Source organism: Nocardioides conyzicola, from assembly GCF_039543825.1.
Classification (GTDB): Bacteria; Actinomycetota; Actinomycetes; order Propionibacteriales; family Nocardioidaceae; genus Nocardioides; species Nocardioides conyzicola.
On record NZ_BAABKM010000001.1, the window covers coordinates 1 to 21,394 of the forward strand.

Annotated in this window: 23 protein-coding genes; 14 read left to right on the plus strand and 9 right to left on the minus strand. The window is 71.4% G+C overall.

Annotated elements, in window-relative coordinates; translation table 11 throughout:
- Together ABEA34_RS00005 and ABEA34_RS00010 are read left to right on the plus strand one after the other, a co-directional pair.
- The coding region (locus tag ABEA34_RS00005) for an HNH endonuclease signature motif containing protein (protein ID WP_345517949.1) at positions 1 to 453 on the plus strand (453 nt) is incomplete at its 5' end.
- Positions 454 to 519: 66 nt separating this feature from the next.
- The gene (locus ABEA34_RS00010) at positions 520 to 747 is read left to right on the plus strand and encodes a hypothetical protein (RefSeq protein WP_345517951.1); all 228 of its coding nucleotides are present in this window, start codon (positions 520 to 522) and stop codon (positions 745 to 747) included.
- Here the strand turns inward: ABEA34_RS00010 and paaE are convergent.
- From paaE to paaA, 5 genes are read right to left on the minus strand one after another with little or no spacing between them, the layout of a single operon-like run.
- A complete protein-coding gene (gene paaE / locus ABEA34_RS00015; RefSeq protein ID WP_345517953.1) occupies positions 735 to 1,796 on the minus strand; it encodes a 1,2-phenylacetyl-CoA epoxidase subunit PaaE in 1,062 nt (353 codons plus the stop codon). The two genes, ABEA34_RS00010 and paaE, sit on opposite strands and share 13 nt — an antisense overlap.
- Positions 1,797 to 2,267 (minus strand): 1,2-phenylacetyl-CoA epoxidase subunit PaaD, encoded by a 471-nt coding sequence (gene paaD, locus ABEA34_RS00020; RefSeq protein ID WP_345517955.1) that lies wholly within the window; start codon positions 2,265 to 2,267, stop codon positions 1,797 to 1,799.
- Entirely contained in the window at positions 2,261 to 2,986 is a 726-nt protein-coding gene (gene paaC / locus ABEA34_RS00025; protein ID WP_345517957.1) for a 1,2-phenylacetyl-CoA epoxidase subunit PaaC, read from the minus strand. The genes paaD and paaC overlap by 7 nt, the downstream gene beginning before the upstream one ends.
- A complete protein-coding gene (gene paaB, locus ABEA34_RS00030) occupies positions 2,983 to 3,264 on the minus strand; it encodes a 1,2-phenylacetyl-CoA epoxidase subunit PaaB (protein ID WP_345517959.1) in 282 nt (93 codons plus the stop codon). The genes paaC and paaB overlap by 4 nt, the downstream gene beginning before the upstream one ends.
- Complete coding sequence (gene paaA, locus ABEA34_RS00035; RefSeq protein ID WP_345517961.1) at positions 3,261 to 4,193, minus strand: 1,2-phenylacetyl-CoA epoxidase subunit PaaA; 933 nt, start codon at positions 4,191 to 4,193, stop codon at positions 3,261 to 3,263. Before paaA ends, paaB begins: the two co-directional genes overlap by 4 nt.
- A gap of 84 nt (positions 4,194 to 4,277) precedes the next feature.
- On the opposite strand from paaA, the gene ABEA34_RS00040 reads away from it, so the two are divergent.
- Genes ABEA34_RS00040 through ABEA34_RS00055 form a run of 4 tightly spaced genes read left to right on the plus strand, consistent with a single transcriptional unit; the run spans position 4,278 to position 6,103 of the window.
- Positions 4,278 to 4,835 carry a GNAT family N-acetyltransferase gene (locus ABEA34_RS00040; RefSeq protein ID WP_345517963.1) on the plus strand — a complete coding sequence of 186 codons (558 nt, stop codon included), beginning with the start codon at positions 4,278 to 4,280 and terminating at the stop codon, positions 4,833 to 4,835.
- Between the two features lie 53 nt (positions 4,836 to 4,888).
- Entirely contained in the window at positions 4,889 to 5,107 is a 219-nt protein-coding gene (locus ABEA34_RS00045) for a hypothetical protein (RefSeq protein WP_345517965.1), read from the plus strand.
- Between the two features lie 10 nt (positions 5,108 to 5,117).
- Positions 5,118 to 5,807, plus strand: coding sequence for an AzlC family ABC transporter permease (locus ABEA34_RS00050; RefSeq protein ID WP_345517967.1), 690 nt, complete (start codon positions 5,118 to 5,120; stop codon positions 5,805 to 5,807).
- Complete coding sequence (locus tag ABEA34_RS00055; RefSeq protein ID WP_345517969.1) at positions 5,804 to 6,103, plus strand: AzlD domain-containing protein; 300 nt, start codon at positions 5,804 to 5,806, stop codon at positions 6,101 to 6,103. Before ABEA34_RS00050 ends, ABEA34_RS00055 begins: the two co-directional genes overlap by 4 nt.
- Before the next feature lies 1 nt (position 6,104).
- Here ABEA34_RS00055 and ABEA34_RS00060 read toward each other — a convergent pair whose 3' ends face one another.
- Positions 6,105 to 8,072 (minus strand): PTS mannitol transporter subunit IICBA, encoded by a 1,968-nt coding sequence (locus tag ABEA34_RS00060; RefSeq protein WP_345517971.1) that lies wholly within the window; start codon positions 8,070 to 8,072, stop codon positions 6,105 to 6,107.
- Between the two features lie 168 nt (positions 8,073 to 8,240).
- On the opposite strand from ABEA34_RS00060, the gene ABEA34_RS00065 reads away from it, so the two are divergent.
- Positions 8,241 to 9,299, plus strand: coding sequence for a zinc-dependent dehydrogenase (locus ABEA34_RS00065; protein ID WP_345517973.1), 1,059 nt, complete (start codon positions 8,241 to 8,243; stop codon positions 9,297 to 9,299).
- 58 nt (positions 9,300 to 9,357) lie between these two features.
- On the opposite strand, the gene ABEA34_RS00070 is transcribed toward ABEA34_RS00065, so the two are convergent.
- Together ABEA34_RS00070 and dapB are read right to left on the minus strand one after the other, a co-directional pair.
- On the minus strand, positions 9,358 to 10,857 hold the full coding sequence (locus ABEA34_RS00070) for a M4 family metallopeptidase (protein WP_345517975.1): 1,500 nt from the start codon (positions 10,855 to 10,857) through the stop codon (positions 9,358 to 9,360).
- Between the two features lie 131 nt (positions 10,858 to 10,988).
- Positions 10,989 to 11,732, minus strand: coding sequence for a 4-hydroxy-tetrahydrodipicolinate reductase (gene dapB / locus ABEA34_RS00075; protein WP_425576847.1), 744 nt, complete (start codon positions 11,730 to 11,732; stop codon positions 10,989 to 10,991).
- 92 nt (positions 11,733 to 11,824) lie between these two features.
- Here dapB and ABEA34_RS00080 point away from each other — a divergent pair, with 92 nt between their 5' ends.
- The 7 genes from ABEA34_RS00080 to ABEA34_RS00110 all read left to right on the plus strand — a co-directional run bounded on the left by ABEA34_RS00080 (position 11,825) and on the right by ABEA34_RS00110 (position 20,061).
- Positions 11,825 to 12,340 carry a class I SAM-dependent methyltransferase gene (locus tag ABEA34_RS00080; protein WP_345517979.1) on the plus strand — a complete coding sequence of 172 codons (516 nt, stop codon included), beginning with the start codon at positions 11,825 to 11,827 and terminating at the stop codon, positions 12,338 to 12,340.
- A 55-nt stretch (positions 12,341 to 12,395) separates the two neighbouring features.
- Entirely contained in the window at positions 12,396 to 13,007 is a 612-nt protein-coding gene (locus tag ABEA34_RS00085; RefSeq protein ID WP_345517981.1) for a transposase, read from the plus strand.
- Positions 12,997 to 13,554 (plus strand): hypothetical protein, encoded by a 558-nt coding sequence (locus tag ABEA34_RS00090; protein WP_345517983.1) that lies wholly within the window; start codon positions 12,997 to 12,999, stop codon positions 13,552 to 13,554. Before ABEA34_RS00085 ends, ABEA34_RS00090 begins: the two co-directional genes overlap by 11 nt.
- 27 nt (positions 13,555 to 13,581) lie before the next feature.
- Positions 13,582 to 15,459, plus strand: a complete 1,878-nt coding sequence (locus ABEA34_RS00095) for an ATP-binding protein (RefSeq protein WP_345517985.1) — start codon at positions 13,582 to 13,584, stop codon at positions 15,457 to 15,459.
- A gap of 70 nt (positions 15,460 to 15,529) precedes the next feature.
- Positions 15,530 to 17,560 carry an eCIS core domain-containing protein gene (locus ABEA34_RS00100; RefSeq protein ID WP_345517987.1) on the plus strand — a complete coding sequence of 677 codons (2,031 nt, stop codon included), beginning with the start codon at positions 15,530 to 15,532 and terminating at the stop codon, positions 17,558 to 17,560.
- 3 nt (positions 17,561 to 17,563) lie between these two features.
- Positions 17,564 to 18,097, plus strand: coding sequence for a type III secretion system chaperone family protein (locus tag ABEA34_RS00105; protein ID WP_345517989.1), 534 nt, complete (start codon positions 17,564 to 17,566; stop codon positions 18,095 to 18,097).
- The gene (locus tag ABEA34_RS00110; protein WP_345517991.1) at positions 18,094 to 20,061 is read left to right on the plus strand and encodes a hypothetical protein; all 1,968 of its coding nucleotides are present in this window, start codon (positions 18,094 to 18,096) and stop codon (positions 20,059 to 20,061) included. Before ABEA34_RS00105 ends, ABEA34_RS00110 begins: the two co-directional genes overlap by 4 nt.
- Before the next feature lie 9 nt (positions 20,062 to 20,070).
- On the opposite strand, the gene ABEA34_RS00115 is transcribed toward ABEA34_RS00110, so the two are convergent.
- Positions 20,071 to 21,315, minus strand: a complete 1,245-nt coding sequence (locus tag ABEA34_RS00115; RefSeq protein ID WP_345517993.1) for a M16 family metallopeptidase — start codon at positions 21,313 to 21,315, stop codon at positions 20,071 to 20,073.
- Positions 21,316 to 21,394: the final 79 nt, after the last annotated feature.

Genomic DNA, 21,394 nt, shown 5'->3' on the forward strand with positions numbered 1-21,394 from the left:
CTCGGCAGCACCGACAACCCGACCGAGATCGTGCTCCACGCCCACACCCGGCCCGACGGCCACGACCTCGTCGACGTCGACAACACCCGCTCGATCGTCACCATCGACGAACTCATCGAATGGTGCAGCCTCCCCGGCGCCCACGTCACCCTCAAGCCGGTCATCGACCTCGCCGCCGACCTCACCACCTGCGGCTACACGCCCACGCCAGCCCAGCACGAGCAAGCCATCCAGCTCAACCCCACCTGCGTCTTCCCCGCCTGCACCCGACCCTCCCGCAACTGCGACCTCGACCACATCATCCCCTGGCCCCTCGGCCCCACCACGACCGCCAACCTCGCACCCCTGTGCCGAGGCCACCACCGCCTCAAGACCCACAGCGGCTGGACCTACGAACGCACCGGACCCACCACGTTCGTGTGGACCAGCCCGTCCGGGCGACATCTCCACTGACCCCACCCCGCCGACACCGCCGGCGGGGTCATAGCCGCGCAGCACAGTGATTCGTAGAGTCGGACCATGACGACGACGGCGGTGTTGTTGGCCTTCTCCAACGGGGTCAAGGAGTTCGTCGACGGCACGCACATCCACGGCTTCCGCGACGGGCACCTGCTGATCGCGAGCGGAGCTCCCGGCGCCGGCCTGGACGCGCAGGTCGTCAGGCGAGTCGCCACCGTCGACCTGGCCTTCGCCGAGACCTGCGAACGGGACGACACCTCGGATGACGAGCCGACCTACCCGTCGTAGTCGAGCACCACAGACTCGGAGGTCGGGTGCGCCTGACAGGTGAGCACGTACCCGCGCTCGATCTCGTCCGGTTCGAGGGCCCAGTTGGCGTCCATGGCGACGGTGCCGGAGACCAGGCGGGCGCGGCAGGTGCCGCAGACGCCGCCCTTGCAGGCGAACGGCAGGTCGGAGCGTACGGCGATCGCGGCGTCCAGCACCGGTTCGTCGTCCGGGCGGAGCTCGAACGACGAGGAGCGGCCGTCGAGGCGGATCGTCACGTGCGCGGCGCCGTCGACCGCAGAGGACAACGACGTGACCGGCGCACGCGGGACCGGGTCGGCGTGGAAGAGCTCACTGTGCACGCGGGCGTCGGCGACCCCGAGAGCAGCGACGGCCGCGCGCAGGTCGACGAGCATCTGCTGGGGTCCGCAGAGGAACCAGTCGGCGTCGGCGGGAGCCGGGACCAGGGCGGCGACGATGCGCGACAGCCGCTCCCCGTCGAGGCGGCCGGAGAGCAGCTCGACGTCGGAGGCCTCACGGGAGAGGACGTGGACGATCTGCAGCCGCGACGGGAAGCGGTCCTTCAGGTCGTGCACCTCGTCGAGGAACATCACCGTCCGGTGCGTGCGGTTGGCATAGATCAGGGTGACGGAGGAGCCGGGCTCGCCCTCGAGGATCGCGGTGACGATCGACAGGACGGGCGTGATCCCGGAGCCGGCCGCAACGACGACGCAGTGCCGCGCGGCCGCCGGGTCGATGGTGGTCGTGAAGCGCCCCGCCGGCGTCATCACGTCGAGCGAGTCGCCGACGCGCAGCGTCCCGAGGACGCCCTCGCTGAACGCGCCGCCGGGCAGTCGCTTGACGCCGATCCGCAGCCGGCCCGAGGACGGGGCGGTGCAGATCGAGTAGGAGCGGCGTACGTCGTCGCCGCCGCGGATGTTGAGGTGCTGACCGGGCGTGAAGACGAAGTCGTCGGCCAACGACGCGGGCACCTCGAAGGTCAGTGCGACCGCGTCGTCGGTCAGCGGGTCGATCGCCGCGACGCGCAGCGGGTGGAAGGTCGCCGACACTCAGTGCGCCTTGAAGTGGTCGAACGGCTCCCGGCAGGACTGGCACACCCAGAGCGACTTGCAGGCCGTGGACCCGAAGCGGCTCGACTCGCGCGTGTCGAGCGACCCGCACTGCGGGCACCGCACCGAGAGCTGGAGCGCGACCGGTCCCGGCGGGGCGACGCCGTACGCCGCGAGCTTCGCCTTGGCGTCGTCCGTCATCCAGTCCGTGGTCCAGGCCGGTGCCAGCACGAACTCGACGTCGACGTGCTGGTAGCCGGCCGCCGTGAGCGCCTCGACCAGGTCGTCAGTGATCGTCTCCATCGCCGGGCAGCCGGAGTACGTCGGGGTGATCTGCACGTGCACGCGCCCCTGGTCGTCCTCCGTGACGTCGCGGAGGATGCCCAGGTCGGCGATCGTCACCACCGGCAGCTCGGGGTCGGGCAGGTCGGCGGCGATCTTCCAGGCGGCCCCGCGGACGGCGTTCACCACGTCGCCCCCGGGTGCGACCGGTGCAGGTGCTGCATGTCGGCGAGCAGGTGGCCGAGGTGCTCGGTGTGCAGGCCCCGGCGGCCCCCGCCGACGACGGGTGCGACGGTCGGCAGCTCCAGCGTCGCCTCGGCGACGACCGACGAGATCCCGGCCAGCACCGCCGGACGCAGGGACGACGGGTCGACGAGCGCTCCGTCCACGGGCTCGAAGAGCTCCTCCACGAACGGCCACTCGGCGTCGAGCGCGGCCTGCATCCGGGTGTGGGAGAGCTCGGTGCCGTCGCCGAGCCGGAGCGTCCACAGCCGCGCGTGGTCACGGTGGTAGGCGACCTCCTTGACCGCCTTGCCGGCGATCGCGGACAGGGTGGGATCGCCGCACGACGCGAGCGCGGCGTACAACTCGCACTGGTACGTCGAGAGGACCAGCAGCCGCGCCATCGTGACCCCGAAGTCGGTCTGCGGACGCTCCACCAGCCAGACGTTGCGGTAGTCGCGGTCGTCGCGCAGGTAGGCCAGGTCGTCCTCGGTCCGCCCCGCACCCTCGACGACCCCGGCGTACGACAGCAGGGTCCGCGCCTGGCCGAGCTGGTCGAGCCCGATGTTGGCCAGCGCCAGGTCCTCCTCGAGCTCCGGCGCTCGGCTGATCCACCAGCTCATCCGCTGCGCGGAGACGAGGGCGTCGTCGGCGAGCCCGAGGACGTAGTCGACGGACGCGGTCACAGGTGCTCCACCCCGTCGGGGACCGAGTAGAACGTCGGGTGCCGGTAGACCTTGTCGTCGGCCGGGTCGAACAACGCCTCGGACTCCCCCGGGTCCGACGCGACGATCTCCGCGGACGGCACCACCCACAGCGACACGCCCTCCTGCCGCCGGGTGTAGACGTCGCGCGCGTTCTGCAGCGCCAGCTCGGCGTCCGGCGCGTGCAGGGAGCCGACGTGCACGTGGGACAGCCCCCGCCTCGACCGGACGAAGACCTCCCACAGCGGCCACCCGTTCACGCGGCACCCACCCGGTCGGCCCGCTTCGCCTCGTACGCCGTGGCCGCGTCGCGCACCCAGGCGCCGTCCTCGTGCGCGCCCACCCGGTGGTCGATCCGGTCCCGGTTGCAGGGCCCGTTGCCCGCGATCACCTGCTGGAGCTCGGAGAAGTCGATCGTCCCGAAGTCGTAGTGGCCGCGCTCCTCGTTCCAGCGGATCTCGGGGTCGGGCAGCGTGAGCCCGAGCGCCTCGGACTGCGGCACGGTCATGTCCACGAACCGCTGCCGCAGGTCGTCGTTGGAGAACCGCTTGATCCCCCACGCCATCGACTGCGCCGAGTTGGGCGAGTCGTCGTCGGGCGGGCCGAACATCATCAGCGACGGCCACCAGTAGCGGTCCACCGCGTCCTGGGCCATCGCGTGCTGCGCCGGGGTGCCGTGGGAGAGCGTGTGCAGGATCTCGAAGCCCTGCCGCTGGTGGAAGGACTCCTCCTTGCACACCCGGACCATGGCCCGCGCGTACGGGCCGTAGGAGCACCGGCACAGCGGCACCTGGTTGACGATCGCGGCGCCGTCGACCAGCCAGCCGATCGCGCCGACGTCGGCCCAGGTCAGCGTCGGGTAGTTGAAGATCGAGGAGTACTTCTGCCGCCCGGTGTGCAGCTGGTCGATCAGGTCCGACCGGTCCACCCCGAGCGTCTCGGCGGCGGCGTACAGGTAGAGCCCGTGCCCGGCCTCGTCCTGGACCTTGGCCATCAGGATCGCCTTGCGGCGCAGGCTCGGCGCCCGGCTGATCCAGTTGCCCTCGGGCTGCATGCCGATGATCTCGGAGTGCGCGTGCTGGGCGATCTGGCGCACCAGCGTCCGCCGGTAGCCCTCCGGCATCGGGTCGCGGGGCTCCACCCGTCCGTCCTCGGCCAGCAGCTCCTCGAACGCAGTCCCCGTCACCATGAGCCGCACGCTACCAGAGTTGTTACACCTTCGATCCCCATGTGCGACGTCCTGTAACAACGTCGCTGCTGACAGGATGCAGGCATGAGCAGCCCCACCGCCGACGTCTCGGTGCGCATCGCCTGGTCCGACGACGCCGGCGCGATCGCCGAGCTGCAGGTGCGCACCTGGCGGGAGGTGTACGCCGACCTGCTGCCGGCCGAGGCCCTGCCGGACGACGTGGAGACCGCCGCCGCGACCTGGAGGGCCGCACTGAGCCGTCCGGGCGACGCCCGCAACCGCGTCCTGGTCGCGCTCGAGCGCAACCGGGTCGTCGGCTTCGCGATCACCTCCCCGGCGACCGACCCCGACCGCGACCCGATCGTCGACGCCGAGCTGTCCGAGGTCACCATCGACCCCGCCGAGCGCGGCAAGGGGCACGGCTCACGGCTCCTCCAGGCGGCCGCCGACACCCTCGTCGCCGACCGGTTCGAGCGCGCCGTGCTCTGGACGATGGCCGGCGACGACGGCCTGCGGAAGTTCCTCACCGAGGCCGGCTGGGCGGCCGACGGTGCGCACCGCGAGCTCGACCTCGACGGCTCGGGCACGACGCTCGTCAAGCAGGTCCGGATGCACACCGCACTCACAGGTTCAATCTCTTGATTTCAGGGAATCGAGGGTCAAGATGGAGACCCACTCCTCGAACGGAGACGCTCGTGTTCGGACCGCTGCCACCGCTCTACCGGATGCTCGTCGTCGTCACCGCGCTCGTCGTCGGTCTCCTGTCCGGGGTCTGGTTGGTCCAGGTCATGGATGCGCCCGCGCTGATCGCCGCGGGGATCGGCTGGGGCCTGCTGGCCGGCCTGCTTCTCAACTTCGTGCTGCTCCACGACTTCCACCACCGCCCGCGCGCGGTGCGGGTACGCCGCCACTAGCCTCTCCCGGGTGACCGACAGCCCCCTCGACCCCCACGAGCGGACGGCGATCATCCGCGACAGCCTCGGGGTGGGCATCGCCACCGGGGCGTACGGCGTGGGCTTCGGCGCGGTGTCCGTCGCCTCCGGCCTGTCGGTCGCGCAGACGTGCGCGCTCTCGTTCTTCGTCTTCACCGGGGCCAGCCAGTTCGCCCTGGTCGGGGTGGTGGCGGCCGGCGGCGCCCCCATCTCGGGCGCGCTGACCGCCCTGCTGCTCGGCACCCGCAACACGCTGTACGGGCTGCGCCTCGCCCCCCTGCTCGCCTGGAGCGGGTGGCGTCGGGCGCTCGGCGCCCAGGTGCTGATCGACGAGTCCACCGCCATGTCGGTGACCCGCGAGACGACCCCGGCCGCCCGGCTCGGCTTCCTCACGACCGGCGTCTCGGTCTTCGTGCTCTGGAACCTCGCCACCCTGGCCGGCGCCGTCGCCGGCAACGCGATCGGGGACCCACGCACCTACGGCCTCGACGCAGCCGTCGGGGCCGCGTTCCTGGCCCTGCTCTGGCCGCGGCTGAAGACCCGGCGCAACCAGCTCGTCGCCGTCGCCGCCGCCGCGGTCGCCCTCGGGACGGTGCCGATCGTGCCCGCCGGCGTACCCGTGCTCGCGGCGGCCGCGGTCGCGCTCCTCGCCGGCATCCTGGCGAAGGACGCACCCCGATGATCTGGGTGGCGGTGGGCATCACCGCGATCGGCTGCTACCTGCTCAAGCTCGCCGGCCTCTCCGTCCCGCCTCGCGTGCTGGAGCGGCCGGTGGTGGAGCGCGTCGCCGACTACATCCCGGTCGCCCTGCTCGCGGCCCTGATCGCCGTGCAGGTCCTCAGCCGAGGGCACGAGCTCGTCATCGATGCTCGTGCCCTCGGCCTCGGGGTCGCCGTCGTCCTGCTGCTGGTGCGCGCGCCGTTCCTGGTGGTGGTGTTCGGCGCAGCGCTGGCCGCGGCAGTCGTCCGACTGCTGTAGGTCAGGCCGGCTGCACCGCCCCGAGCACCTCGAGCACGTCGAGCGGCGAGTTGGCCTCCTCGAGGTGCCGCACCCGCTCGGGGTCGGTGAAAACCTCGGCCAGCCGCGCCATCAGCTTGAGGTGCTCGTTGCCGAGGGCGGCGACACCCACGACGTACTTGACCTCGCGGCCGTTCCAGTCGATGCCGTCCGGGTAGCGCACGAACGACAGCGCCGTGCGTCGTACGTCGGCCTTGGCCTCGTTGGTGCCGTGCGGGATGGCCAGGAGGTTGCCCATCGCCGTCGACACCGACGCCTCACGCTGGTGCATGGCGTCGACGTACGCCGGGTCGACCGCTCCCGCTGCGACCAGCAGCTCGCCGGCCCGGGCGATCGCCTGGTCCCGCGTGGCCGCACCGCCGTCGAGCACGATCGCGTCCTCGACCAGCAGCCCTCGGGTCGCGTCGACGTCGTCGGCCACCGCGACCGGTGCGGTCGCCGAGCCGGCACCGTTGCGGGCCCGGACCAGCTCGACCACCTCGTCGTAGCGCGGGCTGGCCATGAAGTTGTCGACCGACACGTGCACGGCCGACGGCGTCTCCCGGCGCGCCCGCTCGGTGAGGTCCTGGTGGGTCACCACGACGTCGTAGTCGTCGCTCAGGCTCGAGATCGCCTTGTTGACCACCGTGACGTCGCCGAAGCCGGCGTCCTGGATCTTCTTGCGGAGCACCGAGGCGCCCATCGCGGACGACCCCATGCCGGCGTCGCAGGCGAAGACGATCGAGCCGACCGGGCCGGCAGCGGCGCTGGCGTCGTGGCCCGTCAGCACGCTCGCGACCGACGACTTCTTGCCCTTGTTGGTCTCCATCTGCGCGGTGGCGGCGGCGAGGTCCACCTCCTCCTCGGAGCGGTCCATCTTGAGCAGCAGCCCCGCCACGACGAAGGTCACGACCAGGGCCGAGGACCAGCACAGGGTCACGCCGAGCGCGCTCCCCTTCGCGAGCGACGAGTACACCGCGAAGATCGATCCCGGCGCCGCGGGCGCCACCAGGCCCGAGTCGAAGATGACGTTCATCAGGGTGCCGGTGGCGCCGCCCGCGATGAGGGCGAGGAGCAGGCGCGGCTTCGCCAGCACGTAGGGGAAGTAGACCTCGTGGATGCCGCCGAAGAATTGGATGATGAAGGCACCCGGGGCGGTGGCCTTCGCGACGCCCTTGCCGAAGACCATGAAGGCGAGCAGGAGGCCGGCGCCCGGGCCGGGGTTGGCCTCGAGCAGGAACAGGGCCGAGTGCCCGATGTCCTTGGACTGGTCGAGCCCGAGCGGCGTGAGGACGCCGTGGTTGATCGCGTTGTTGAGGAAGAGCACCTTGGCGGGCTCGATGAAGATCGAGGTGAACGGCAGCAGGCTGTGGTCGACGAGGAACTCGACGACGTTGCCCAGGCCCTCCATGACGGCGCGCAGGATCGGGCCCAGGATGAACATCGAGCCGATCGCCAGGATGGCGGCCGTGATGCCGGCGGAGAAGTTGTTCACCAGCATCTCGAAGCCGGGCTTGATCTTGCCGTCCCAGAGCCGGTCCAGCCGCATGATCACGAAGGCGCCCAGCGGGCCCATGATCATCGCGCCGAGGAACATCGGCGATCCGCCGGTCTCCGTGTAGACCTTGTCGAAGAGCGGCGAGCTGGTCGCCATGATGATGCCGAGGGTCGACGTGGCGCCCACGACGCCACCGCGGATCTTGTAGAGGTTGTAGCCGCCGGTGTAGGCGATCAGCAGCGGCAGCAGGTAGTAGATGCCGGGACCGACCATCGTCGCGATCTTCTCGTTGGGGGTCCACCCCACCGGGATGAAGAACGCGGTGATCAGACCCCACGCGATGATGGCGCCGATGTTCGGCATCACCATGTTCGACAAGAAGGTGCCGAACCGTTGGACGTGGACGCGCGTGCTGACCCGCTCGGGGGCAGCCGCGGATGTGGTGGTGGTCATCGAACCTTCTCTCGCCAGTGCGACCTGTGACTCCAGTCACGCAGATCTTTGATCGTGTTTATATGCCGCCCGAATCGTTGGCGTCAAGGGTTCGAACCAACATGATCGGGCGAATTCCCACACAAATACGCTAGAGTCGAGCGTCGCCCCCACCCGAAGGAGAGATCGATGAAGGCCCTGCGCTTCTACGCACCGGAGGACGTCCGCCTCGAGGAGGTGCCCGAGCCGACGTGCGGTCCCGACGAGGTGAAGCTGCGGGTGCGCAACTGCTCCACGTGCGGCACCGACGTCAAGATCTTCCACAACGGCCACCAGAACCTCACGCCGCCCCGCACCATCGGTCACGAGATCGCGGGTGAGGTCGTCGAGGTGGGCGCCGACGTCAACGCGACGTACGGCAGCAGCTGGCAGGTCGGCGACCGCGCCCAGGTCATCGCGGCGGTCCCCTGCGGCGAGTGCCACGAGTGCAAGAAGGGCTGGATGGCCGTCTGCCAGAACCAGACCTCGGTCGGCTACCAGTACGATGGCGGCTTCGCCGAGTACATGATCGTGCCGAAGCAGGTGCTGAAGGTCGACGGGCTCAACCGGATCCCCGACAACGTGGGGTACGACGAGGCCTCGGCGGCCGAGCCCTTCGCGTGCGCCATCAACGCCCAGGAGCTGCTCGGCATCGAGCCCGGGGACACCGTCGTCGTCTTCGGCGCCGGCCCGATCGGCTGCATGCACATCCGGATCGCCCGCGGCGTCCACCAGGCGGGCGCCATCTACCTCGTCGACGTCAACGCCGAGCGGCTGGCGATGTCGGCGGACGCCGTGAAGCCCGACGAGGTCATCAACGGTGCGGAGGTCGACGTCGTCGAGCGGGTCATGGAGCTCACCGGCGGCCGGGGAGCCGACGTGGTCATCACCGCGACCGCTGCCAACGTCACCCAGGAGCAGGCGATCTCGATGGCCGCCCGCAACGGCCGGATCTCGTTCTTCGGCGGGCTGCCGAAGAACGACCCGTTCATCACGTGCGACTCCAACCTGGTGCACTACCGCCAGCTCCACATCCACGGCGCCAACGGCTCGGCGCCCGAGCACAACAAGCGGGCGCTGGAGTACATCTCGTCGGGCCAGGTCCCGGTCAAGGACCTGATCACCCGTCACATCCCGCTCAGCGACGTGCTCTCCGCCTTCGACATCGTCCAGAAGGGCGAGGCGATCAAGGTCACCGTCGAGCCGTAGAGAGCAGGTAGGGCCCGCACCGTTGCCGGTGCGGGCCCCCTCGCGGTCTCCCAGAGGGTCAGCTCACGCCGACAGCACTCCAGGCCGTGGCGACCGCGTTGTACTGGACGCTGCCCGCGGTGAAGAGGTCGCGAGCCGCATCCAGGCTGGCCGTCCGAGCACCGTGGTAGTCGGTGCTCGACGTCATGTAGACCGTCAGGGCGCGGTACCAGATCCGCGCCGCGTCGTCACGGCCGATGCCGCTGACGGTCGAGCCGTTGCAGGTGGGGCTGTTGTACGACACCCCGTTGATGGTCTTCGCGCCCGAGCCCTCGGCGAGCAGGTAGAAGAAGTGGTTGCCGATGCCCGAGGAGTAGTGCACGTCCGAGTTGCCCGCCGTCGACGACCAGCAGTTGAGCGAGTCACCGTCGGCCGCCGGGTTGTCCATCCGACGGAAGCCCGAGTGGTGGGCCAGGTCGAACTCCTCGCCGATCAGGTAGTCGCCCGGGTCGTTGGCGTTGGCGGCGAAGAACTCCACCATCGTCCCGAAGATGTCCGAGGTCGCCTCGTTGAGCCCGCCGGACTCGCCGTCGTACGTCAGGTTGGCGGAGTGCTCGGTGACGCCGTGGGACATCTCGTGCCCGGCGACGTCGAGCGAGACGAGCGGTCCGTAGCTGGTGCCGTCACCGTCGCCGTACGTCATCTTGGTGCCGTCCCAGAAGGCGTTGACGTAGCCGTTGCCGTAGTGGACCCGGTTGTACGAGCCGCTGCCGTCGCCGAAGATCCCGTTGCGGCCGTAGGTCGTCTTGTAGAAGTCCCAGGTCATGTTGGTGCCGTACTGCGCGTCGACCGCTGCCGACTCGCGGCTGCTGGTCGCCCCGTTGCCGAACGACGTGTCGGGGCTGGTGAAGAGCGTGCCCGTCTGGCAGCCCGAGCCGAAGATCTGGCAGAAGAGCGAGTCCTCCTTGTTGTTCAGGTCGGTCGTGTACGTGTTGCCTCGCGTCGGGTCCTTGAGCTGGTACGTCGAGCCGGACTGCGTCAGCTTCAGCGGCACGGTGCCGGAGTAGAGCGACTGGCCCGAGCCGTCGACGGTCTCGATCTGCTGCTCGCGCCACAGCACCTTGCCGGTGCGGGCGTCGACGTACGTCGCGAGGCGGCTCGGCGTGCCGTCGGCCTGCTTCCCGCCGGAGATGACCTCCCAGGCCAGGCGGCCTTTGCCCGAGGTCGCGTCGACGACGAGGCGTGACGACTCCGCCTTCGGCCCGACGAGGCTCTCCGCGACACCCACGCCGACGACGGGCGTGGTGACGAGGCTGAGCGGTGCGGCCAAGGTCTGGCTGATGCCGCGAGCGGCGCCGGAGGGGCCGCGGTGGACGACCCGGTCGCCACCGATGACCGGCAGCCCGTCGTACCGGCTGACCATCCGGGTGTGGGTGGTGCCGTTGGCATCGGTGATGACGCCGACCACGTCGTACGTCGTGCCTTCGTTCTCCAGTGAGGACGGCGCGGCGCCGGCAGGTGCACCGGCGGCCACGACAACCAGAGCCGCCGCGGCGGCCAGTCCCGAGATCGTGCGCATGAAGAGTCCTTCTCGTCGCAGAGGAGAGCTGCGAGACCCGCAGCCTTGTCGCTCTCAACGAGATGTGGGACGTCGGGGTACGCGCAGGTTCCTGCAATGCAGGAACCTGCACTACTGCGCGAGATCCTGGCTCAGTCGATGTCCAGGAAGTGCTCGAGGCCGACCGTGAGGCCCGGTCGGGCGCCGATCTCGCGCAGGCCGGTGAGCACGCCGGGCACGAACGACGCCCGGTCCATCGAGTCGTGGCGGATCGTCAGGGTCTCCCCCGGGCCACCGAGCAGGACCTCCTGGTGCGCGACCAGGCCACGCAGCCGCAGGGCGTGCACGGCGATGCCGTCGACGTCGGCTCCGCGGGCCCCGTCGAGGCCGGTGCTGGTCGCGTCGGGGACGGGGCCGAGGCCCGCCTCGCGCCGGGCAGCGGCGATGAGCTCCGCCGTACGGCGGGCGGTGCCGGAGGGCGCGTCCGCCTTGTTCGGGTGGTGGAGCTCCACGATCTCGACGGACTCGTAGAAGGGCGCCGCCGCCGCCGCGAAGCGCATCATCAAGATGGCGCCGATGGAGAAGTTGGGGGCGATCAGCACCCCGACCGCGGGAGCGTCGGCGAGCCAGCCCCGCAGCGTCGCCAGCCGGGCGTCGTCGAACCCGGTGGTCCCGACGACGGCATGGATCCCGTGGTCGATGCAGAACTCGAGGTTGTCCATGACCACGTCGGGATGCGTGAAGTCGACGACCACCTCGGCACCGGCGCTCACCAGCCCGCCGATGTCGTCGCCGACGTCGACCGCCGCCACGAGCTCCAGGCCGTCGGCCGCCTCGACCCCACGGCACACCTCGGTGCCGACCCGGCCACGCGCGCCGAGCACGCCCACCTTGATTGCGCCTTCGCTCACGGGCGCCAACCTACCGGGACCTCGCTTCCGGCCCGGCGGTGACTGACGCGGTGGCGACCGTCTGGCAGTCTGTGAGCATGGCGCTGCAGACCATTCCCCCACGGATCCGATGGGCGGTCGACCTGATGGACGTCCAGCCGGGGGACCACGTGCTGGAGATCGGCTGCGGGCCGGGCTTCGGCGCGGAGGCGATCTGCGAACGGCTGGAGACCGGCAAGGTCTTCGCGATCGACCGTTCGGAGTCCGGCGTCGACCGCACCAAGCGTCGTGGGCAGCGCTTCGTGGACTCGGGACGGCTCACGGTCCGCCAGATCGACCTGGCCACGCTGCGCGTCCCGGTCAAGCGCCTGCACAAGGTCTTCGCGTTCAACGTCAACCTCTTCTGGATCCGCTCCTGCGCCGACGAGGTCGCCCTGCTCCACGAGCGGGTGCTGCCGGGCGGGGCCGTCTACCTGTTCTTCGACGCCAACCGCCCCGAGCTGGTGCCCAACATCGTGCGCAAGGCGTCGGCCGCGCTCCAGGAGGGCGGCTTCCGGGTGTCCGTCGTGGATCAGAAGGCGCCGCCGGTCGTCGGCATCATCGGCCGTCGATAAGGAAATATCCTTCATCGCTCTTGTATAAGGCTTTTTCCTGAACTAGCCTCGGCGCATGACCACGTCCGTCGTGGTCCTGACCGTGGACCAGCGTGGGAGCCGGACCGGGCCGGACCTGATCCCCGAGATGCTCACCGGGCTCGCCACCGTGCCGGCCCGCGTCAGCTTCGAGCGCACCGTGGGCGACGAGCTCCAGGGCGTGCTCGACCACGGCGCGGCCCTGGCCGACTGCGTGGAGCGACTGCTGCGGGCCGACGCCTGGAACATCGGCATCGGCGTCGGCGCGGTCGAGGAGCCGCTCCCCGACCATGCGCGTGCGGGGCGCGGACCGGCATACCTCCACGCCCGGACGGCGGTCACCGCCGCCAAGAGCAGCCCCTGGCACACCCGGGTCGTCGGCGACGACCCGGCGGCCCGAGCGCTGGAGACCACGATCTGGCTCTGGGCCGCGGTGCTCGCACGCCGGTCGAGCCGCGGCTGGGAGGTCGCCGACCTCGTCGCCGAGGGCCTGTCGTACGGCGAGGTCGGCGAGCGGCTCGGCATCAGCCAGTCGGCCGTCAGCCAGCGCGCCCAGGCGGCCGGCATCGTCGAGAGCCGCCGCGCCCGCGAGCTCGTCGCGGGCCTCACCGCCCACCTGCTCGGCAAGGATGGACCCGATGACACCTGACACCTGGGGCGCGCTGGCGCTCGTGCTGCTGGGGTTCGCGGTCGCCACCAGCCTCGTCTCCTGGACGGCCGCGGGCCGGCGGATCTGGGCACCGGCGACCCTGGCGCTGCTCGTGGCCGCCGCGCTCGTCGCCGCGATCCCCGAGGACATCACCGTCGAGGGCCGCGGCGCGACCACGGCCCTGGTCGCCCTGGCGGGCGGGCTCGCGGTCTCCGGCGGCGGGCCGGTGACCGCGCTCGTCTTCGACCTCGTCGACCGGCGCGAGCCGCCGGCGGACTCGCTCGCGCGCGCCGGGCAGGTGCTGCGCGGGGGCGCCTGGATCGGCGCGCTCGAACGGGTCACGATCTTCGGCACGCTGGTCGCGGGATGGCCGGAGGGGCTCGCTCTCGTGCTCGCACTCAAGGGCCTGGGCCGCTACCCCGAGCTCCGGGCCGCCGAGACCGGGGGCGCGCCGAGCGGCACCGCCGAACGCTTCATCATCGGCACGTTCACCAGCGTGCTCTGGGCCTGTGCCTGCGGCGGCGTCGTCGCGCTTCTGCTGCGCTGACCCGGTCGGCGTGGAATCCTCGACAACGTGGAAACCCTCGCGGTCCGGCTCACCAACGCCGTCGCCCGCCGCGCCGAGGCGGGCTGGTCGGCGACGTCCACGGCCGAGGCGGCGCTCGCCGCGCTGAGCCCGGAGACGGTGGACGTCGACGCCGAGTCGGCGCTGGCCACGCTCGGCCACCAGTTCGGCCTCTCCCCCGCGGACACCGCGATCCTCGAGGTCGCCGCGCTGGCCGACCAGAGCGTCAGCGGCCACCTCCTGCTCGGGCTGCTCTCCGGGGACGCCGGCCCGGCCCGGCCCAGCGTGGCCGTCGCCCTGGAGGTCGCCGGATTGCCCGCCGACGCCCGCGCTGCCCGGGCGCACCTCGGTCCGCGCTCCCCGCTCGCGCACTTCGGGCTGGTCGACACCTCCGGCACCGACGTCCTGCTCAGCCGCCGGGTGGTGCTGGCCGACCGGGTCGCCGCGCACCTGTCCGGCGACGACCTGCCGCCGCAACGGGTGCTCACCCTGCTGCTCGACGCCGTCCCCGTCGAGGTCGAGGGCACCGACCTGGTCGCCACCGCCCTGAGCGCGGGCCAGCGGGTCGTGTGGGTGCATGCCCCCGGTGGCGGCGCCGGTGCCGCGATGGCGACGGCCGCCTGCCGGCGGCTCGGCGTGGCCCACCTGGTCGCCGACCTGGCCCGGCTCGACCCCGCGGCATCGGTCGAGCAGGCGGCGCTCGACATCCTGCTCGAGGGCGGCCTGGCCGGCAGCGTCGTGGTGCTCGTCGGCGCGGAGCGCGCGCGGGCCGACGTCTACGCGCGATCCGCCGTCCCGGTGATCGCCGTGAGCGCCGAGCCCTGGGACCCGCTGTGGCCCGCCGACCTCCCCCTGACCGTGCCCGCACCGCGCCTGTCCGTGGCCGAGCGGCAGGCGCTCTGGGCCCCCGTGCTCGGCGACGAGGAGGCCATCCGCGAGGTCAGCGGCATGCCGCTCTCCCCCGAGCAGATCGCGACCGTCGGCCGGCACGCCACGACTAGCGCGACGCTGCACGGCGAGGACGGCGTCTCCGCCGAGCGGGTCCGGCACTCCGCCCGCGAGCTGAGCCGCGGCCGCAGCGTGCGGGCGAACGCCGGCTCCTCGGTCACCCTCGACGACCTGGTGCTGCCGCCGGCCGCCCTCGGCGAGGTCCAGCGACTCCTCGACTGGGCGCGCTACCGCGACGAGGTCACCGCCATGGGTCCGCTGCACGGCAAGGGCGGCAAGGGGATCGGGATCTGCGCCCTGTTCTCGGGCCCGCCGGGCACCGGCAAGACCCTCGCCGCCCACGTCGTCGCCGACTCCCTCGGCATGGACCTCTACCAGGTGGACCTCTCCACGATCGTCGACAAGTACATCGGGGAGACCGAGAAGAACCTGGAGCGCGTGTTCCTCGAGGCCGAGGCGACCAACGCCGTGCTGTTCTTCGACGAGGCCGACGCCCTCTTCGGCTCGCGGTCCGAGGTCAAGGACGCCAAGGACCGCTACGCCAACCAGGAGATCGCCTACCTGCTCCAGCGCATGGAGCAGTTCGACGGCATCACCGTCCTGGCCAGCAACCTGCGCGGCAACATCGACCCGGCGTTCGCGCGGCGGCTGCACTTCATGGTCGCCTTCCCCGAACCCGACGAGCCGACCCGCCGGCGCCTGTGGACGCACCACCTCGAGGACCTGGCCACCGACCCGGCCGACCCGGTCGACGTCGACCTGCTCGCGTCCGCGGTCGAGCTCGCCGGCGGCGACATCCGCAACATGGTCCTCACCGCCGTCTACGCGGCCGTGGCCGAGGGCGTCCCCCTCGGGATGCGCCACGTCACCGACTCGGTGCACCGCGAGCACCTCAAGCTCGGCCGCCGGCCCCCAGCCGGCCTCCCGAGCCGGTCTTGACCACTTCAGAAATCTGCCCCGTCCGCGCGGTTCGTGAGACTCCGGGCGTCTGCGGTAGGACAATCCGAGCGTGACCGGTCCTACCCACGTGACCCCGGACGCGGCCGAGGCGGCTCCCCAGGTCGAGGCCCCCGTGCCCGCGACCGTCGCGAGCGCACCCGTGCCGCTCATGGTCGGCCACGCCGAGGACCGCGCCGAGACGGACGCCGACGCCATGGCGGACACCGCGCTGAGCAGGCTGCGCCGGCTCGAGGGCGAGACGCACACCCATGGCCCCGGCTGCGACCACTCCCGGGTACGCCGCAGCGCGGCCGCGCCGAGCGGTGCGCCCGTCGTCGGCTACGAGGGCGGCGCGCTCGACGCCGGCACCAGCTCGGCGATCGAGTCCAGCCGCGGCGGCGGCCGGACCCTCGACGGCGACGTACGCCGCCGCATGGAGAGCGCGTTCTCGCGCGACTTCTCCTCGGTCCGCATCCACGACGACGCCAAGGCCGCCCAGCTCAGCTCGGCCGTCTCCGCGACGGCGTTCACGACCGGCAAGGACATCTTCTTCGGGAGCCGTCAGTACGACCCCGGCACCCCCGCCGGCGACCGGGTGCTCGCCCACGAGCTGGCCCACACGCTCCAGCCCGACGGCGGCACCCGGCGACAGGTCGCGACCGCTCCCGGCGTCTCACCGAAGGCGCACGCCGCGATCGTCCGCAGCGTCGCCACCACCCACACGGTCCGGCGCGGGATCTTCGACTCGATCTTCGGCAAGAAGAAGCCTGCGGCGCCTGCGGCACCCGCCGCGGCCCCGAAGGCCAAGCCCGAAGCGCCGCCGCCACCGCCCCCGGGCTTCAAGGGCAAGGGCGGCGCGCTCCCCTCGACCGCGGTGGAGGGGACGAAGGGCGGCATCGTCGGCGGCGTCGTGGGAGGCGCCGGCGCGGCCGGGCAGTTCGGCTCCGCCGCGGCGCCGATGCTCGGTGGGCTCACCGGCGGCGCGGCCGGCCTGCTCACCACCGGCGACGCCCTGATGGGCCTCAACAACGCCGACAGCATGGCGGAGGAGGCGGCCGACTACGGCGACGCCGGCATGTGGAACCTCGCCGGGCGCAAGGGCAAGAACCAGGGCATGCAGGCCATCACCGGCGCCGCCAGCATGGCCAAGGGCGGCGTGGAGATGGGCTACCTCGCGAGCGCCGGCAGCGCCAACGTCGCGAAGTCGATGGCGGCCGGCGCGGGCAACGCGACCCTCGGCGTGGCGGCAGGTGGCCTCGGCATCGCGGTCGGCTCGCTGCAGACGGCCCAGGGCCTGTGGCGCAGCGGCAAGGCCGTGCAGAAGCTCTGCCGGCTCGCGTGGGGCAGGTCCAAGGACATGTACAGCGAACGCGGCAAGAGCTCGTGGAAGCCGGCGGTGCTGAGCGCCGAGAAGTTCAAGCTCGGCGTCGGCATCGTCAAGACCGCGCTCGGCGTGCTCGGCATCGCCGCGGGCGCCCTCCTCATCGTCAGCAACCCGATCGGCTGGGGCATCGGCATCGCCGCCGCGATCGCCGGCGGCGTCTACGCGGCGACGAAGATCGCCGCGAAGATCTCCGACGCGAAGGCCCGGACCAGGATCGCCGAGAAGATCGCCAACGGCGACGACGCCGACGTCATCGTCGGCGAGGGCGGCACCAAGACCGCCGGCGAGGCGAAGAAGAACGCCGCCGCGAAGACGGCCCAGTCCAACAAGCGGTCGGACAAGCTGCATGCGGGCGGCGCCAAGGGCGAGGAGGACCACCACGCCCGCAACGACGCGATCGAGAAGGCCAACGAGATCGCCCGGATCGCCTCCTCCACCGCCGTCGTCGCCTCCGAGATGCGGGACCGGATGCTGTGGGCCGACGACAGCGGCAACCAGCGGGTCTGGGGACTGCTCGAGAAGGCGGTCGGCGGCGACACCAAGTCCGCCGCGGAGGACCAGGCCGGACTGGACATGACCTGGGCCAGCGAGTCGGAGAAGGAGCTCTTCGACGCCTACATGCTGCTCAGCACCATCAACGTCTCCCGCGAGGAGGCCGTGTCGCCGATGGGCCAGGAGCTGATCGAGAAGAAGCTGTCCAAGATGGAGTCGATGTAGCAGGTGGCGCCCGGACCGCTCGACCCATCCGAAGACCCGGCGTACGAGCTCCTCGGGCTGCTCGGCGAGGAGCTCGCCTCCGGCGACATCGACAACCGGCTCATGGCGGCGGTCGGCGACGCACCGGCTCAGCTCGTCATCCCGCTGGTCGCCGACAACGGCGAGGTCGCGGCGATCAACCTCTGCTTCCTCCCGGAGCACGACCTGCCGGCCGTGCTCCAGTACATCGTCGCGCTCGAGTACGACGTCGTCCCCGACGCGGTCGCGACGACGGCCCGCTTCCTGCACATGGTCAACTCCAGCCTGCCGCTGACCGGGTTCGAGCTCGGCGAGTCGGTGTCGGCCGTCGTGTTCCGCCACCTGCAGGCCGTGTCGGTCCAGCCGCTGGTGACCGAGGTGGTCCTGTGGCCGCTCTCGATGATCTTCCACGCCGTCACCCGGTTCGGGCCGCTCATCGGACGGGCGTGCGACGGCGCCCCCATGGACGAGCTGGTCTCGGGCTACGGGCTGGCGATGGCGGAGCTCTACCGGTCATGAGCAGCGCCGCGCCGGAGAAGCTGGCGACGCCAGCCGAGCAGGCGGTCGTCGAGCCCGCGACGCCGAGCAGTGCCCCGTCCGACGCGCCCCGGGCGCCGGTGCCGCTGCCGGTCGTGGGCCGCGAGCCCGCCGCGGCCAAGGGTCCGAGCCTGCCGGAGGGCGCACCGCCGCTGCTCTCGGAGCAGCAGGCGCAGGTCCACCCCAAGACGATGGATGACCTGCTGGCCCTCAACGACTGGAACATCCGCTTCCTGTGCGCCGGGACCGCCCCCCACGGCATGTTGATGGACGTCCTCAAGACCGCCTTCGAGGCCGACTGGTTCCGCGCCAAGGCCTGCCTGGTCTTCGACAAGTGGCCGGAGGGTCGCACGCGGACCAACTTCACCCACGAGAGCGCCCTGCAGCTGATGACCGCCCTGACGGTGCTGCGCGGCAACGTGCACAACGCGGTCAAGCCGCTGGCCCAGGAACGCGTCAAGACCTCCATCGCCGAGCGCGCGGCGAAGCTCAAGGGCAATGCCAGCCTCGCCGGCGGGCTGACCGCGCAGGCCGGGGTCGAGGGAGCCAAGCAGGTCGAGTTCAAGGGGTCCGTCGGGGCCGACACCGTGACCTCGGACGTGGACGTGTCCACCGGCGGCATCAACAGCGAGCTCGCCGTACGCGCCTATAACGAGGAGTTCCGCAGGTTCGTCAAGGTCCCGCTCGACCCGGGCACGGTCTTCGACCTCAACGTCTACGCCAAGGACTTCATCTTCGGCTTCAACGACAACGCCGACAAGACGGTCATCGACCCCAAGACCGAGAACGCCGAGAAGCCGTCCGCCCCCAAGGCGGCCGACCGCGATCGCGAGCAGGACATCTGGGCGCTGGTGCACGTCTCCCGCTACCTGCCCGACGACGCGGACTGGGACCGGTACGTCGCCGACTCACTGGCCGGCCTCGACGAGCTCAAACGACCCGAGCAGGAGGAACGGCTCTCCACGGCCCGGCGCCGGTCGAAGGGCTTCGAGTTCCGGCTGCTCGCGATGATGGAGCACCTCACGAAGTCCCTCGACCTGGGCCTGGGGAAGTCGGCGGCGACCTGGGGTGCCGAGGAGTCGGCCCACTACGAGGAGGGCGCGGTGCGGATGCGCGCCGCCAACAAGCTCTACGAGGACAAGCTGTTGCAGGTCAAGGAGCTCCGGCTACAGATCGAGACCGTCCGCGCCAAGGTCAAGGAGTCCGCCCTCCCGGCGGACGCCGCCCAGCTCGACGCCCTGATCACCAAGCTGGACGGCGAGCTGTCGATGGCGCAGCTCTACGCCAACGAGGTCTACGGATCGGGTGGTGGGACCGTGCACGCCGTGATCGGGATGCAGCTGCCCAAGAAGCTCACCACCGAGCGCGGCAAGAAGGTGACGGCCGACCTCCCCAAGCAGCAGTGGTACCAGTCGTTCACCGACAACCTCGGCGACGTCCTCAAGGACTTCGAGCACTACGGGAAGGCCGGAGCGCACGGTGACCCCGACTACTGGTACGCCGCCTTCAAGATGGGCAAGTACGCCAACCGCATGATCGACTGCCTCGACCACCTCGCCGACGGCAAGGACGACGACATCATCTCGACCGAGGACGCGGGGACCTTCGCGGCGAACCCGCAGGTGGCGCTGCTCAAGGAGCTCTCCGAGCACCACCTCGTCGAGAAGGACGGCGACGGCGGCCGCGACCCGATGACGCTGAGGACGCACCCCTACTTCCGGACGATGGACCAGGCCAAGGTGGCCGGGCTCCGGACCGCCGCGCTCACCCTCGGCTCGACCGTGCGGGGCATGGCGGCGCGCAAGGGCCCGCTCGTGGGCGCCCCCGTCCGACCGAAGCGCGGAGCCGACATCACCACCGAGCAGGTGAAGCAGATGTCCCTCGCCGTCAAGCACGCGATGGAGGAGGCCCGCAAGGTGAAGGTCGAGGCGGCCGGGCCCAGCTAGCGGCGCGGGTCAGGCCGGCCCGACGACCGCGAGGATCTCGGGTCGACCGAAGACCTCGCGGGCCACCTCACGCACCTGCTCGACGGTGACGGCGTCGATGCGCCGCATCACCTCGTCGATCCCGAGCAGCTCGTCGTGGACCAGCTCGGCCTTGCCGATGCGCGACATCCGTGAGGCGGAGTCCTCGAGGCCGAGCACGAGGCCGCCGCGAAGCTGTCCCTTGCCGCGGGCGAGCTCCTCGGCACTGATGCCGTCGCGCGCCACCTTCGCGAGCTCGTCGCGCACCACCACCAGGACGTCGTCGAGGCGGTTGGGCAGGCAGCCCACCGACACTCCGACCAGGCCGGAATCGGCGTGGTGGGACGAGAACGAGAAGACGGAGTAGGCCAGGCCGCGGTGCTCACGCACCTCCTGGAAGAGCCGGCTCGACGTGCCGCCACCGAGGGCGGTGTTGAGCACCCCGAGCGCGAACCGGCGCTCGTCGTCGCGGGCGAGGCCCTCCATGCCGAGCACGAGGTTGACCTGCTCGAACGGGCGGGTCGCCTCGACCTGGCCGGGCCGGACCCGCTTGCGCCCGCCGTGGCGAGGCGCGACCGGGGTCTCCTCGACGTCCAGCCAGCCGTTGCGGCCGAACGCCGCCTTGACCCGGCGTACGACGTCGTGGTGGTCGACGTTGCCGGCCGCGGCCACGACGATGTTGGCGGGCCGGTAGTGCCGCCGGTAGAACCGGTGGACCTGGTCGCGGGTCAGGGACGCGATCGAGGCCTCCGTGCCGGCGATCCCGCGGCCGAGGGGCGAGTCGCCCCAGGCCTGCAGGGCGAAGAGGTTGTGGACGACGTCGTCGGGGTCGTCGTCGTGCATCGCGATCTCGTCGAGGATCACGTCGCGCTCCGCCTCGACGTCCTCGGGGGCGAGCGTCGAGCTCGTGATCATGTCGCCGAGCACGTCGACCGCGAGCGGCAGGTCCTCGTCGAGGACGCGCGCGTGGAAGCAGGTGTACTCCTTCGCGGTGAAGGCGTTGAACTCGCCGCCGACCGCGTCCAGGGCCACCGAGATGTCCAGCGCCGACCGGTGGGGCGTGCCCTTGAAGAGCAGGTGCTCGAGGAAGTGGGAGCACCCGTGCAGGGCCGGCGACTCGTCGCGCGAGCCGACGCCCACCCACACGCCGATCGCCGCGGAGCGGACCCCCGCCTGCTGCTCGGTGATGATGCGCAGCCCGCTGCGCAACGTCGTACGACGGACCCGTGAGGTCACCTGTCCCGCACCGTCGCGCTCGGTGACGAGCGTGACGGTGGTCTGAGAAGGCGTCGACCCGCCCGCAGTTGCCTGGGGG